12 protein-coding genes are annotated in these 14,076 nt (G+C 36.8%); 9 read left to right on the top strand and 3 right to left on the bottom strand.

Annotated features, from left to right (window positions below; genetic code table 11):
• Nucleotides 1–34 precede the first annotated feature (34 nt).
• Genes ACLBWE_RS05970 through ACLBWE_RS05980 form a run of 3 tightly spaced genes read left to right on the top strand, consistent with a single transcriptional unit; the run spans nt 35 to nt 3,345 of the window.
• Complete coding sequence (locus tag ACLBWE_RS05970; RefSeq protein ID WP_447601719.1) at nt 35–1,423, top strand: NAD(P)/FAD-dependent oxidoreductase; 1,389 nt, start codon at nt 35–37, stop codon at nt 1,421–1,423.
• An 18-nt stretch (nt 1,424–1,441) separates the two neighbouring features.
• Nucleotides 1,442–1,792: a cupin domain-containing protein gene (locus tag ACLBWE_RS05975; protein WP_000210402.1), complete on the top strand. Its 351-nt coding sequence runs from the start codon at nt 1,442–1,444 to the stop codon at nt 1,790–1,792.
• 56 nt (nt 1,793–1,848) lie between these two features.
• Nucleotides 1,849–3,345: a CoA-acylating methylmalonate-semialdehyde dehydrogenase gene (locus ACLBWE_RS05980; RefSeq protein WP_447601722.1), complete on the top strand. Its 1,497-nt coding sequence runs from the start codon at nt 1,849–1,851 to the stop codon at nt 3,343–3,345.
• Nucleotides 3,346–4,256: 911 nt separating this feature from the next.
• Here the strand turns inward: ACLBWE_RS05980 and ACLBWE_RS05985 are convergent.
• Nucleotides 4,257–5,660 carry an amino acid permease gene (locus ACLBWE_RS05985; RefSeq protein WP_447601724.1) on the bottom strand — a complete coding sequence of 468 codons (1,404 nt, stop codon included), beginning with the start codon at nt 5,658–5,660 and terminating at the stop codon, nt 4,257–4,259.
• Between the two features lie 941 nt (nt 5,661–6,601).
• On the opposite strand from ACLBWE_RS05985, the gene ACLBWE_RS05990 reads away from it, so the two are divergent.
• Nucleotides 6,602–7,663 (top strand): NucA/NucB deoxyribonuclease domain-containing protein, encoded by a 1,062-nt coding sequence (locus tag ACLBWE_RS05990; protein WP_003650526.1) that lies wholly within the window; start codon nt 6,602–6,604, stop codon nt 7,661–7,663.
• Nucleotides 7,664–7,717: 54 nt separating this feature from the next.
• On the top strand, nt 7,718–9,124 hold the full coding sequence (locus ACLBWE_RS05995) for a molybdenum cofactor biosysnthesis protein MoeA (protein WP_447601727.1): 1,407 nt from the start codon (nt 7,718–7,720) through the stop codon (nt 9,122–9,124).
• A 237-nt stretch (nt 9,125–9,361) separates the two neighbouring features.
• Here the strand turns inward: ACLBWE_RS05995 and ACLBWE_RS06000 are convergent, their stop codons facing one another.
• Together ACLBWE_RS06000 and ACLBWE_RS06005 are read right to left on the bottom strand one after the other, a co-directional pair.
• On the bottom strand, nt 9,362–10,231 hold the full coding sequence (locus ACLBWE_RS06000; RefSeq protein ID WP_447601729.1) for an NmrA/HSCARG family protein: 870 nt from the start codon (nt 10,229–10,231) through the stop codon (nt 9,362–9,364).
• Between the two features lie 30 nt (nt 10,232–10,261).
• Nucleotides 10,262–11,197 (bottom strand): NADP-dependent oxidoreductase, encoded by a 936-nt coding sequence (locus ACLBWE_RS06005; protein ID WP_035357337.1) that lies wholly within the window; start codon nt 11,195–11,197, stop codon nt 10,262–10,264.
• A gap of 102 nt (nt 11,198–11,299) precedes the next feature.
• On the opposite strand from ACLBWE_RS06005, the gene ACLBWE_RS06010 reads away from it, so the two are divergent.
• From ACLBWE_RS06010 to ACLBWE_RS06025, 4 genes are all read left to right on the top strand, one after another.
• Nucleotides 11,300–12,175 (top strand): LysR family transcriptional regulator, encoded by an 876-nt coding sequence (locus ACLBWE_RS06010; RefSeq protein WP_447601731.1) that lies wholly within the window; start codon nt 11,300–11,302, stop codon nt 12,173–12,175.
• Between the two features lie 513 nt (nt 12,176–12,688).
• Complete coding sequence (locus ACLBWE_RS06015) at nt 12,689–12,904, top strand: cold-shock protein (RefSeq protein ID WP_003650532.1); 216 nt, start codon at nt 12,689–12,691, stop codon at nt 12,902–12,904.
• A gap of 107 nt (nt 12,905–13,011) precedes the next feature.
• Entirely contained in the window at nt 13,012–13,239 is a 228-nt protein-coding gene (locus ACLBWE_RS06020) for a hypothetical protein (protein WP_003650533.1), read from the top strand.
• A gap of 68 nt (nt 13,240–13,307) precedes the next feature.
• Nucleotides 13,308–13,514: a hypothetical protein gene (locus ACLBWE_RS06025; RefSeq protein WP_004643550.1), complete on the top strand. Its 207-nt coding sequence runs from the start codon at nt 13,308–13,310 to the stop codon at nt 13,512–13,514.
• Nucleotides 13,515–14,076 lie beyond the last annotated feature (562 nt).

A 14,076-nucleotide genomic window follows, 5' to 3' on the forward strand; every position in this document is an offset into this window, starting at 1 on the left:
TCAATCAATACTAAAAATGTTTGAGGAATAATAAATGAATGAAGCACTTAGGGATGAGCTCATCAAATTACCAAATATTCCATATTGGTATGAAAAAACTGATGAAAGACCATCGTTAAATACTGAGATTGATGCTGATGTAGTCATTATCGGAGCTGGTTACACAGGATTGTGGACTGCGTACTACTTACTTAAAACATCACCTTCTCTTAGAGTTGTGATTCTAGAGCGTGAATATGCTGGATTTGGAGCATCAGGTCGTAATGGCGGTTGGGCTTCTGCCATATTTCCAATTTCATTATCTAAAGTAGCAAAAAATTCATCTCATCAAAGTGCACTGTTTTTACAGCAAGTAATGAATGAGACAGTAGATGAAATTGGTCAAGTTCTTCAATTGGAAGATATTGATGCAAATTATTCTAAAGATGGCTTTTTATCAATAGCTCGAACACAGGCACAACTACAGCGTGCAAAATCTTCAGTTAACGCTTCGAAAGATTTTGGTTTATCTGACCAATGGTATTTCCTTGATGCTAAAGCAACTAAATCAAAGATCAATGTTTCTAATGCATTAGGGGCAATTTATACACCACATTGCGCTGTAATTCATCCAGGTAAGCTTGTTAGAGGTTTGGCTAAAACTGTAGAAAAATTAGGAGCCAAAATTTATGAGAAAAGTGCCGTAACACATATAAATTCTGGGCAAGTTACGACTCTAACAGGCAAAGTTAAAGCACCTATTATTGTAAAAGCTACAGAAAGTTATTCATGCCAATTAGATGGATATAAACGATCAATTATTCCTTTGTATTCATTAGTACTGGCCACAGAACCAATTCCTGCATCTGTAAGAAATGACCTGAAGTTAAACCATAGGTTAGCTTTTAATGATATGAGGCATTTACGTGTATATGCACAAATGGCTGCTGATGGACGATTGATTTTTGGTGGACGTGGTGCTCCTTATCATTATGGTTCAACAATTTCACCTGAATTTGATCTTGTTGATAACGTTCATGAAAGCATCCGTAGCACTATTAATGATTTTTTCCCAACGTTAAGCGGTTTAAAAATAACTCATCGATGGGGTGGAGCCCTTGGAGTTGCCCGTGATTGGTCTCCATCTGTAGGTTTTGATCCGAATACAGGCATTGCTTGGGGTGGTCATTATGTAGGTGATGGTGTCGCGATGAGTAACCTTTCGGGACGAATTCTCAAAAATTTAATTCTAAATATTCAAGAACCAATTAATAAGCTACCAATCGTAAATCATGCTTCTCCTTTATGGGAACCTGAGCCTTTACGATGGATGGGAATTAATTTTGGTTTATCTGCAACGGCGTTTGCCGATAAAGAAGAAAACATGACTAACCGTCCTTCTACAGTTGCATCTGCACTAGAAGCATTGACTGGCGCTCATTAATTTTAAAGGAGTAACTATATGACAACTATGACTATTGTTAAGCGCGATGAAATTGAAAACGGTAATTTACCTGCTGCAGGTTTACGTGCTGGCGCTGATAGTGGAAACCCTCAATTAGGAGTTCAAACTCTTGCACCTAATGCTCAAGGGAATTTAGGGATTTGGGAATGTCAACCAGGAGGATGGCCTGTTATCGACAGAAAGGATACCGAGTTTTGCTACATCATTTCTGGTAAAGCAACTCTAACTGATGACAAGACAGGTGAAGCCATTTCTGTAAGTGAAGGCGATTTAATAATTCTGCCTGTTGGCTGGACAGGTCGTTGGGATGTAACTGAAACAGTTCGAAAGATATTCACAATTTATTAATTCAATCATTTCCTTAAGGAAAAGTAAGGAATATATCTAAAGTTAAGGAGAATCAAATGAGCCAGATCGTTGGACATTTTATCAATGGTAAAGTAGTTGTAGATGAAAGCAATACTCAATCGGTATTCAATCCATCAACAGGTGAGATTAGTAAGCAAGTAAGTTTAGGTGGAGCTAAAACAATTGATGAAGCAGTCGCCTCAGCTAAAGCAGCGTTTCCATCATGGAGTAAAACTCCTCCACTAAAACGTGCTCGCATCATGTTTAAATTTAAAGAGTTATTAGAGCAAAATACTACTGAAATTTGTCGTTTAATTGGCGAAGAACATGGGAAAATTATTCATGATGCAGCAGGGGAATTACAGCGTGGTATTGAGAATGTCGAATATGCATGTGGTGCACCTGAGTTATTGAAAGGCGAGCATAGTCGTAATGTTGGTCCTAATATTGATTCTTGGAGTGAGTTTCATCCACTAGGTGTAGTTGCTGGAATTACACCATTCAACTTTCCTGTAATGGTTCCATTATGGATGTTCCCAATGGCAATTGTATGTGGAAATACTTTTGTCCTAAAACCATCTGAACGTGATCCTAGCGCCACTTTATATATTGCTCAGTTGTTAAAAAAAGCTGGTTTACCTGATGGTGTACTTAACGTAGTAAATGGTGGCAAAGAAGCTGTAGATGCTATTTTGGTTAATAAAGATATCCAAGCAGTCAGTTTTGTGGGATCTACTCCAATCGCTGAATATATCTACAGAACTGCTACGGCCAATGGTAAGCGTTGCCAAGCTCTTGGCGGTGCGAAGAACCACGCAATTGTTCTACCTGATGCAGATTTAGACAATGTAGTTAATTCCTTATTAGGAGCTGCTTTTGGTTCTTCTGGAGAGCGATGTATGGCTCTATCAGTTGCAGTTGCTGTTGGTGATGAAATTGCTGACAGAATGATTGCAGCTTTAAAAGATGCAATGGCGAATTTAAAAGTAGGTATTCATTCAGATAAACAAAATGATTTTGGACCTGTAATCACTGCAGAACATAAAACCAAAGTTATTGGATATATCAAAAGTGCAGAACAGCAAGGAGCTACTATTTGTGTAGATGGCTCAAATCTCGTCCATGGAGATTATGAAAATGGTTTTTATGTCGGGGCTACATTGATCGATGGGGTTACCAAAGACATGAGTAGTTATCAGGCAGAGATTTTCGGTCCTGTACTTCAGGTTATGCGTGTTAAGACCATGCAGGAAGCAATGGAACTAATCAATGAACATGAGTATGGGAATGGTACCTGTATTTATACTAGAGATGGAGAAGCTGCTCGTTATTTTGCAGATAACATTCAAGTTGGTATGGTTGGTATTAATATTCCACTGCCTGTGCCAGTAGCTTATCAAAGTTTCGGTGGCTGGAAGCGTTCATTATTTGGTGATTTATTTATGTATGGTCCAGACGGTGTACGCTTCTTCACTCGCCGTAAGACTATCACTCAGCGTTGGCCAACTGCACAAATCCGAGAGGGTGCTCAATTTTCAATGCCTACCTTATAGTTTGAATAATTAAAAAAGATAGTTAAATGACTTAAATCTTTTGAGGTTTAAGTCATTTTTATTAAATTAAATAAAGATTGACCGCTTTTCCATTATTAAGACAGTTCTAAACTAGAGCTTTCCAGTTCGTTCCCGTAAACCGTAGTGGGTAAATTGTCTTAACTCTTATATGTCATTGCTTATTATGCAAACGCCTATAACCACACTATTTCTCTAACCTATGTCAGGTTTTCAAATAAATAAGTATTGAAAAACTCCTTCCTGAATGAACCATGGAATTATTCAATAAAAGCATTTTTTTTAGCTTGCATGATTATATGTAATATTTCTTTTTATCTTCGCACAACTAAAGCAATTTGGATGAGTTCAACTCAAGATTATTATCAATACGAAGCTACCTTGGTAAGGCCGCATTGCTGTTTAAGTAGCTCAAGTCCTTAACTAGACGTTCAACCAGCAAAAATGTGTCTATTTCGAGGTTTAGTATTCGTGAATACTTTCATCGCCAATATTCAGATTACTGAAGCATTTACCAGCATATAGGCTGTCACTCATAGAATCTAAAGTCTATTGATAGTTTACTAATGCAGCCATTTATTGCAGGTGTTTAATAAGCTTTGATAATTCCCGCTTCTAGAGGTTAGGCAAATTTAAGCCCATTAGACAGTACTTCCGATAACCCAGATTATGATTACAGTCATAACTTTGACAATATATACAACTAAAGCTCTTCCAGAATTCAGATTTAGGGGATTGTTTAAGCACATATGAATGGCTCAGTTTAGGGGAAGTAGATAATGGGACCCTACAGCTTTTCTATCTGACTATTGTTTTAATTATTGATTTGGATATAAAAATCTCGGTATTGATATACCGAGATTTGTTAAATCAAAAATAGAAGATGATTATGGCTATTTACTGTGTCTTAATGGGTTAACTTGTGGAGCATGTGGTGTCTTATTAGATCTAAAAATTTTCATAGCGCCGTATGCAATTACGATAACAAAGATTGCAATTAATGATTGTAATAAGCTAAGTCGTGTAGCCGGATTGATCCCCATACTAATTAAAACAGTGATGATGGATAGAGTTACAAATAACGGTAACCAAGGATGCAACCACATCTTAAATGTTAGAGTTCCTTCCTGTACCCATTTTTTACGTAACTTTAACTGTGATAAGCAAATCATTAAATAGATAAATAAGAATAGAGCACCAGAGGAATCAAGTAAAAACTGGAATGCAGTGTCTGGCCATAATGCCGCAATTACAACACATCCATATCCAACTAAAGTAGAGGTGAGTACCCCCCAAACTGGTACACCACGCTTATTTTTTCTAGCCAACCAACTTGGAGCTTCATTATTTGAACTTAATACATGTAATAAACGAGATGCAGTATATAAACCTGCATTAAGTACAGATAAAACAGCAACAAGAATTACTACTGTTAGCATTGTACCTGCACCAGGAATGCCAATTTTTTCAAGTGTTGCCACGAAAGGTGATTTGCCTGGAATTATATTAGTCCAAGGTTGTGCAACAACAATGAACAGTGTAGATAAAACGAAAAATACTAGAATACGTGCCATTACAGTGTTTACAGCACGGCGGATGTTTTGTGAAGGATTATCTGATTCTGCAGCAGCGATAGTAGCAACCTCTACTCCACTCATTGAGAAGATTACTGAAACCACACCAGAGAATAGAGCTAATGTGCCGTGGGGCAAGAAACCGCCATGCTGAGTTAAATTAGCAAAAGAAGCTGTTGAATTTGGCCATACTTTAAATACATATGCTCCGACAATAAGCAAGAATACAACAATAGCTGCTACTTTAATTCCAGCAAACCAATATTCTGCTTCGCCAAAAGAACTGACTGATAATAAGTTGAGAGAGGTCATCAGAATTAGTAAGCCAAGTGAGATAATCCAAACAGGAATATCTGGTAACCACTGATTAATAATTTGTCCACCAACAACTGCCTCAAAACCAACGACAACTACCCAGAAATACCAATAAAGCCATCCAGTTGAAAAGCCTGCGAGATTACCAAAGGCTAATCTAGAAAAATCTACAAATGAACCATTGGTAGGACGAGCTGCCGCCATTTCTCCTAACATTCTCATGATTAAACCTACCATGATTCCTGTAATGGCGTAGCAGATAAAGGCAGCCGGACCTGCTGCAGCTATTACTGAGCTAGAACCGACAAACAAGCCAGCTCCAATTACTCCACCAAGGGCTAACATGCTAATGTGGCGGGTTTTGAGTGTAGATTTCAGACGTGGATCATGTTCCGTATGAATAGGCATCTTTTACTTCCTCTATGATTATAGTTTTAACTCCATTTGAGGGAATATAAGCATTCCTATAAGAGATTGCCTATATGTAAAAAAGATGAATTTACCTGATCCTTTTATATAAATGTATGAAAGGTTTTCTAATAGCTATTTCATAGAGAATAATTTTATTTTACAAGACTAATTAGGTACTTGACTCAAAATGTTAAAGGTAAAGTTGTAACCTCAGAAATCTGTAACCTTTCCACTTTTCTAAAAGGTTACACCCTGAAAGGCTTGTTCCATAAGGCTGTAACCCAAGTAACCTTTGTAACTTCTAAAATTTAACTGTTTCTTAAATTAAAATGAGAAGAGTGGTGGTGATACAAATTCTTAGCAAAGACAGTAGGAGTATTTTTGTATCATGGCTTGTATCACCAATATAACTTGTTTTATTAAATAATTGATTATCAATAGCTTGTTAATTTGTTTGGTATTTGGATATCCTACCAAGATATTAAAGCCATATAAGCTCGAATAGCTTTACATGACTTAAAAAGCCCTAAACTATAATGGTTTAGGGCTTTTTTTATTGCTTTACATAAATTCATACAGCTGATTAATCCTTAAGCAAAAAATAATTAAAAATTTCTTTTGAAGACCAAGATAGGAGCAGCTCAAAACAATGATGTCTAAGCGTTTGGATATAATTTTTATTTGAATACATTGAAATAAAGCTTAATAAAATAGTTTAAACAAAAGATGTTTAGATAAGTTTGTGAATAATAATTACGTGAATAGTGTTTTGTTTTTTTCTGCTCTAAAATTTTAAAAATACCAATTGGTAAATGTAACATATCAATTTTAATCAATAAATTTACTTATTTTTTAATTGTGATATTATGCGCCCTCATTTTGGTAAGCCAAAATGGCTTATTAGAGTGATTTTTTAAATTTATAAAATTGGAAACTTCATGTTAAATATAACTAAATATATAATAGCTTTAGCTTCAGTATTCATAGTAACAACTAGCCATGCTGCTAGTGCTTTGGATGTATCACCAATTTGTAAAAAAGTTGGAAAAGATCTAGATAGCTATATAAACAGAGGGGCGCATTGTTTAGAGTCCGAACCATTTGAAATTCCATTGACTGATGCAAAAGGATTAAATGTAGGTACTGCGAAAGTGGTTGCATATGTTTATTCTGATAATCCAAAAAATGCATTAACTTGGACTTTTAAATATAAACTGCGCACACAAATTATAGGGCAACTTGGCGATTCTCTAAAAGTACGACCTGAGTTGTACTGTTATAACTGCACAGCAAAGACTGTCTATGGCAATCCAATTAATTTAGTAAATGGGTTATCTTTAGAATCTACAACAACTTTCACGCCGTCTAATACAGAGTTAGCTTCTTCAAACCCGTTATCATTATCTCCTAGTGTGTCTTTTCAAGTCGTTAAAGCAAACGCGTCATTTAATGATGCTGCAAGTTATGATCCAGGTATTTATAGTCCTGGTGTACGTTGTGATATAGGTAAAGCTAAGGCAAATACGAAAGGATGTGTATATTCAGATGTACCACCTGTCCTTACTACAATTAAAGTCACTAATCCCGATGTAGATGAATCTGCAAAGCACATTAAAGAAGCATTTGCAGCTGGACAACCTGGTAAGTTTATAGCTGGAGCACCTAACTCAGTTTTTCCTAGTTCAAGTGCAAGTCCTTTAACTCGTTTACGAGATGCTCAAACTCGTAAAGATAATCGAGCTGAATCTGTGAAAATGTGCAAAGTTAAATATGGTCCAACTGTTGGTTCAAAATGCTTCTTTACTGGCGATTCAGATGAAGTCGCGACTGACTGTGATTGTGATGAATTTCCATTTGCAGCTACCCACCAAGGTGGTACAGGGGCTTCGGTGAAAAAAATTGATGCTTCTGACAACCGTAGAGCAGGTAGTTTTTTAGGATCTTTCTTCAATGCTGAACGCGTTTTAGACGGTGATAAGTTCTTTATTAATGTTGATTAATAATTAAAATTAGCGAAGTACCTCCTATTTGAGGTACTTCCAGGAATTATATTTATGCAAAAAAAACTTCCAGTACCAGATAACTTACCAAATCATTTAACGGACATTTTTTATCACATCAATATAAATTTGCCAAAAGGCGATTTAAAAGAAACTGTAAAGCTAGATGACGCAATAAATCAAGTTAATGCAAGTGATGTGTATGCTTTACAGGACTATCCTCTACATAATTTATCAGGATATGCAGGATGGGCTATTAATTCAGAAATAACTCAAAGTGCAACTAAAGAAAGTCCATTACTCATTACTCATTGGTACTATTGGGGACAACAACTTTATCGGTCTATTAATCCGTATAAATTAGATTTAAAAGCTCCAAGTTTGTTAGAAATTCCTGCCTATACAAAATTACCAGAGTGTTTAGACGCAGTCATTGCTAAACAAGATGAAAGATTAGATATTTCTGATACCGATGCTAAAAAAATTACTGGCTCCATTCCAGCCATGCATGGTGTTATTCCGAAGGGCGGTATATTTAAACAAGGCGAAGTGATTTTAAAACAAGATGAGAAAATAACTCCTGAAAAATTAATTGCCTTAAGACGAGCAGGAGTCAAAGAATTATCTATATATAAGAATCCAAAAATTCTCATTGTAAGTATGCATTCTTTTGATGAAGATGAAATGAGCGAGGAAAGTCTCTATGTTAAAGATGTCTTGAAAACATGGGGATATGAACACGTAGAAATAAAATTACTTAAACCTGAACGTTTCGATGCAGCATTTAATAATCTTAAAAAAGATAATGACCCAGCTTTAGATGACTCATTAACGACAAGCAGGGACGATTATATAAAGTTCTTTGAAGAACAAACCTCGAATTTTGATGTCATTCTTTGCTGCACATATCAAAATAACCGTTCTTCTTTATTTCAGCTTGAAAAACTTCCAATCTTTGATCAAAGCAGCATGTCATCGGCCTTGAATACACGTTGTATACCAGCGAATGAAATTAAAATTCTAAAAGGCAAAGATAGGACTCCACCTAGTCGTGAGACAGTGCAGATATATGATGAAAGCGGTAATCATAAAGGTATGCGAGTAGTTGTTACAGAAGATAAAGCGACTATTATTAATTTACCGGGTGATATTCAAGATATTGCAATTCTGATGCATGCTTTTGTGAAATATATTTTGAATAAGCACATCTCAGACTTTTTTGATCATGCTTACTTTAAAGGTAAAGCTGACATAGAGATTGTTCCTGATACGACAAACAGAAAATTGTTATGGGGAAATTATAAGGCTCAAGAAAATGGTGAATATTTATTAGAAATTATTGAGCAACAGCAGCCATATCGAATTGAACCGTTTTTTAAAGCGAACTGTATTGTGATGGTTCCGTTTCAAGAGCAGGTCATTGCAAAAGGCACCGATTTATATTTTATGAAAATAGATTAAGTCTAATTTCTATTTATAACTTAATTGGGCGGTGTAACCTCAGAATTTTGTAACCTTTGTACTTTCTAAAAAGGTTACACCCTCAAAACTTTGCTCTAATAAGAAAAAGTCATACAACCTAGAATAGCTATACATGACTTAAAAAGCCCTAAACTATAATGGTTTAGGGCTTTTTTTATTGCTTTCTATAAACTCATATAGCAGATCGATTCTTATGTGGTCCTAGCAATCGCTCTTTTAAACAGAAGCAATAGACTCACGGACTAAATCTTCATAGGTACGTAGGGGATGTCCTATCATCATCTCTAAATTTTCTACTGTGCCAGCAGCAGCTTGCATCCCAAATGTTTGGATTCCAGCCATCATAAGACGCATATCATAAGCCATCCAGCTAGGGCTAAATGAAGATAATTGCCCTTCAAAGGCAGCGACATCATCCCCGCCATAAGTGATTTTTTGACCTAAAGCTTCACTCCAAATTTGTGCAACCGAATCTCCCGTAAGTGGCTGACGGCCTACTAATTCGAGTGTAATACGATCAAGTACAGAAGAGGATCGGTCGCGTCTTAGTAATTCAGCGACGGCCACATCTGCAATATCTCGTGCATCGATCATAGAAACGCCAGCAGAACCAATTGGCATTGGATAAACTGAATAATTTTGAACGGTCTGTTGAACCATTAAATCATTTTGCATGAAGTAAGCTGGACGAAGAATAGTGGCAGGGATGTCATGACTTTCAATCATACGTTCGACCGTATGCTTCCCTGTAAAATGAGGAACATTCGTAAACTTGTCAGCATGTATGACCGAAAGGTATACGATGCGTTCAATGCCAGCTTCACGTGCAAGGTTTAATGTAATTAGGGCTTGGGTCACCTCATCTGGTGTAACTGCATTTAGCAAAAATAGGGTACGTACAGATGACAGTGCTGTACGCATGGAAGAGACATCAGTAAGGTCTCCCACTACTTCAGTCACGCCCTCAGGAAGTTTTCGCTTACCCGTTTTGCGTACAAGTGCTTTAATTTCGGCACCTGCATTTGCCAGTCCTTGAATGATGAGTGAACCAATAGTGCCTGTAGCACCTGTAACAAGAATACTCATATTGATCTCCTAGAATTGATACGTAATTATTTAAATTGAAAAATCTGCAATGACCTTACCGGTTCCTGAAACGGTACGATTGCGTTCAATTGCATTGGGAATATCAGTAAAATTGACTACGTCACCAATCCTGAATTGAAGTGTGCCGTTTGATACCTCTAGAGCTAATTTTTCTAGCAGTTCGGGATTAGGTTGGTTCATGAACCAGAGCCCTCGACGGTTCGGAGGCATACGGACTAGAATGTCGGGAGATGCAGTGCTAATCACTGTTCCATCAGTTGCCAAGACTTGCCATGAGCGGTCTAGAACTTCTCCCCCGACATAATCAAGTACTAAGTCGATGTCCTGTACAATGTCTTCGAAACGTTGAGTGTGGTAATTAATAACTTCATCAGCACCAAGACTTTGCACAAAACCCAGATCAGCTTTACCTGCAGTAGCAAAAACCTTGGCACCTGCTTGTTTCGCATACTGAACTGCATAAGAGCCCAAACCACCAGCAGCGCCGTGAATAAGGATTTTTTGATCTGGGTAAAGAGGTCCTGCGTAATGTAGGCTGTTCCAAGCTGCGACTGCTGCTACTGGTAGAGCGGCAGCATGTACATCGTTTAAACCTTCAGGTGTAGGAGAAAGGCTGGATTCGCCAATGACTACAAATTCAGCAAATGCTCCCAGTCTTCCCATAGCACCCATAACACGGTCACCTACACGGAAGCGGGATGTATTGGGGCCAACAGCTTCGATGACTCCCGCCATTTCGGCCCCTAAGATGATTGGTAATGGAAGTGGGAAAGCTCTTTTTACATTCCCTTCACGGACCTTCCAATCAATCCCATTAATTCCAGCAGCCTGCACCCGAACCAGAACCTGACCAGATTCTGGTATTGGTTTCTCAATAGTGGCAATTTCAGTAATTTCCGAACCACCATAATCACGGATTAATACCGCACGTTGAACGTTGCTCATTGCAATTCCTAATATCAAGTTTCCATAACAAGACATTATTCCATTGCATTTAATAAACAAAGATTATAAAAAATAGACACCTTGTTTTAAAAATGGAACACCATGAACTTGAATGCGCTATCAGATTTCATACTTGTGGCAACACATGAAGGTTTGGGGAGGGCTAGTCGTGTGAGTGGTATTCCAAAAGCCACGTTATCTAGAAGAATTGCCGATCTCGAGGAACAACTAGGAGTCAGATTGATTGAACGTAGTGCTCGAGGATTGAAGCTTACAGAAGCAGGTCAGCAATTGATGTCCCGCACTGAAATATTGATGCTTGAGGTAGCAGAAGCCATGACTTCTGTTAGTGATGGAATTTCAACACCTCGTGGGCGTTTACGAATAGCAGCACCAGTTTTATTCTCTCAACTCACAATGGGACGCATTGGTGCCGAATTCTGTGCAGCTTATCCAGAGATTGAAATTGAAGTTGTTGCAGAAGATCGCTTGGTAGATATTATTGAAGAACAATTTGATGTAGCTATTAGAATAAACCCAAGTCCTGATAGTAATTTAGTGGGGCGATGTTTCGCAAAAGATAAACTCGTTGTTGTAGCAGCTCCAGAAATTACCAAACCTCAATCTGGTGCAATCAGACAAGTTCCCAGTATTGTAACGACAAGCTTCCAGCCCACACATTGGAAACTGGATGAAGGGGAGTTGATTTTGGAACCAATTCCGAAACTACGATTCTCGTCACTACTTATGGTCCGTGAAGCTGCAATTGCTGGTGGTGGCGCTGCACTCATTCCGCACTCCATAGCATGGAACCAGATTGCCCGTGGCGAATTAGTTCAGTGGGGGGCATTGTCAGGAGTAGAGAGATCATTATGGGTTTTACATACTTCTAGACGACTTGCAGCTCCTAAAGTACGGGCGTTTGTTGATTTTATATGTGCAAGATATCCAGATATGTTCTTAAGTCTTAATGGATAGAGCAGCTTTGTTACTCCCTGCTTATTACATAAATAAGCGGCCTGCTAGTTCAAGTTTATGTTGGATAACCTATTGCTAATGATTTAAGAAATGGTTGATGTGTAATAGAAGGTTATAGCTATTGATGTATTTCCCAAGCAAAGACAGTAAAAATATTTTTGTATCACTACTTGTTGTATTATCGATAATTTTTATCTTGTTAAATGTATATTTATTAATATTTTATTGTTTTTTGGCATTAGGTGCCTCCAAGATTTATAAACACTTAGAATCCAAAACATCACCTTTTTTATAAATAAAATAAATATATATATTAGAAAACTTGATTAATTTTATTTTTCGTATACAATGAACATAACTAGAAAAAGTCATGTTTGGTAAATCTTCTCTAAGTACCGCAGTATTAGTCATAATCCTTCGTTTTTTTCAGATTTTCAGCTCCATTCTTTATTATTTCGATGTTACTCATAACCAATAAAATGGTTTAAATTTTTAAAAAAACTAGGATGTATTATGTCTAATTCAAATATCATGAAAGGTACTGTTAAGTGGTTTAACGAAGCTAAAGGTTTCGGTTTTATCCAACCAGAATCAGGACCAGACGTTTTTGCTCATTTTAGCGAAATCGCTAACTCAGGTTTCAGAACTCTTGCTGAAGGTCAACGTGTTGAATTCAGTGTTGCACAAGGCCAAAAAGGCCCAAATGCTGTAAATATTGTTGCTCTATAAATAATTATAAGCAGTCATAAATGAAAAGCACTAATGAGTGCTTTTCACTTTAAATTAATTTTAAAATTATTTTAAGATTATAAGTAAATTTTAATTTAGGATATAAATTGTTAAAAATAAATGATTTAATTGCAAAATCTAAAAATGGTACAGAAATTTTAGTGTCTTTAATTCCTCTAAATAGAATACAAAATACACGTGAAGGTTTTAAAACTGTTGAAGTTGGTAAAAGAGTTCTTCTTTCCTCTGGAATTGAAGTTGATTTAAATTTAGATGGTCGCACCTTTTATGCGTCTATAAATCAACTATTTAAATTAGATTATAGAGTTAGTTAAAACTCAGTTTGCTATTGGATATTTAGGCGGATCCATTATTTCTGCCATAATTTTATTAGGATATCGTCATGCTTAAACAAAATATTAGTGTCAAAGACCAGTTTGGAATTAAATACGTCATTCAGGCAACAGTAGATAATTATTTCGCCAATACTCAATGTTTTTCTAATTTAAAATACATTACAGTTGAAGGTGAAGATATACGACCGGGTTTTGAAATGTTTTTTCAAAGTACTCTAAGTGGTAAAATTTTTAAAATTGATAAAATAAATTAATCTATCAACGCAATACATTTAACGTTGCAGGATAGAGTTCTTTTAAAAATAGAAAACCTCATAGCCTTAGGGCACATTGCAAATACTCAATTAAACAATAACTTTAATAATAAAGCGCAGGTGGCGGAAGCCGCACTAGCGCATTTCTAGTTTCCTAAACCCCTATATCTCAAAATTCCGCAACTTTATAAACCCCAATTTAACAATAACTTATTCATTATTTAACATTACTTTTTAATGATCTAATTTAAAACAAATGTCATTTTGTGTGCTTGACTGCAACAAATGTGAAGCTTATCCTTTGCCTGCTGGCCACATTGCCAGTCGGCTTTGACAGGCTGAATATTATCTCCCGCATCAGAGTTATTTCTTCTGAGGAATAGCCTTGTGTGGTGTACCACTCGTTCCCTCCCGTAGCGGTAGGACGGGAGAGGGACACTTTCGGGTGTGCTAGTTTGAGATAATACTAGTCTGTCAACCTTCTTCCGTTCTGCCACCATAATTCTATTAATGTCTGGCAGGACTCCCAATAAAAAGGAGTTGGCTTTGCACATTCTTAATT

It is taken from the genome of Acinetobacter sp. M5A5_2a (genome assembly GCF_053345265.1).

Coding starts and splice junctions, on each gene's coding strand:
- ACLBWE_RS05995 (WP_447601727.1), top strand. CDS start 7,718: ATGCAAAAAAAACTTCCAGTACCAGATAACTTACCAAATCATTTAACG.
- ACLBWE_RS06005 (WP_035357337.1), bottom strand. CDS start 11,197: ATGAGCAACGTTCAACGTGCGGTATTAATCCGTGATTATGGTGGTTCG.
- ACLBWE_RS05990 (WP_003650526.1), top strand. CDS start 6,602: ATGTTAAATATAACTAAATATATAATAGCTTTAGCTTCAGTATTCATA.
- ACLBWE_RS06015 (WP_003650532.1), top strand. CDS start 12,689: ATGTCTAATTCAAATATCATGAAAGGTACTGTTAAGTGGTTTAACGAA.
- ACLBWE_RS06025 (WP_004643550.1), top strand. CDS start 13,308: ATGCTTAAACAAAATATTAGTGTCAAAGACCAGTTTGGAATTAAATAC.
- ACLBWE_RS05980 (WP_447601722.1), top strand. CDS start 1,849: ATGAGCCAGATCGTTGGACATTTTATCAATGGTAAAGTAGTTGTAGAT.
- ACLBWE_RS06010 (WP_447601731.1), top strand. CDS start 11,300: ATGAACTTGAATGCGCTATCAGATTTCATACTTGTGGCAACACATGAA.
- ACLBWE_RS06000 (WP_447601729.1), bottom strand. CDS start 10,231: ATGAGTATTCTTGTTACAGGTGCTACAGGCACTATTGGTTCACTCATC.
- ACLBWE_RS05970 (WP_447601719.1), top strand. CDS start 35: ATGAATGAAGCACTTAGGGATGAGCTCATCAAATTACCAAATATTCCA.
- ACLBWE_RS05985 (WP_447601724.1), bottom strand. CDS start 5,660: ATGCCTATTCATACGGAACATGATCCACGTCTGAAATCTACACTCAAA.
- ACLBWE_RS05975 (WP_000210402.1), top strand. CDS start 1,442: ATGACAACTATGACTATTGTTAAGCGCGATGAAATTGAAAACGGTAAT.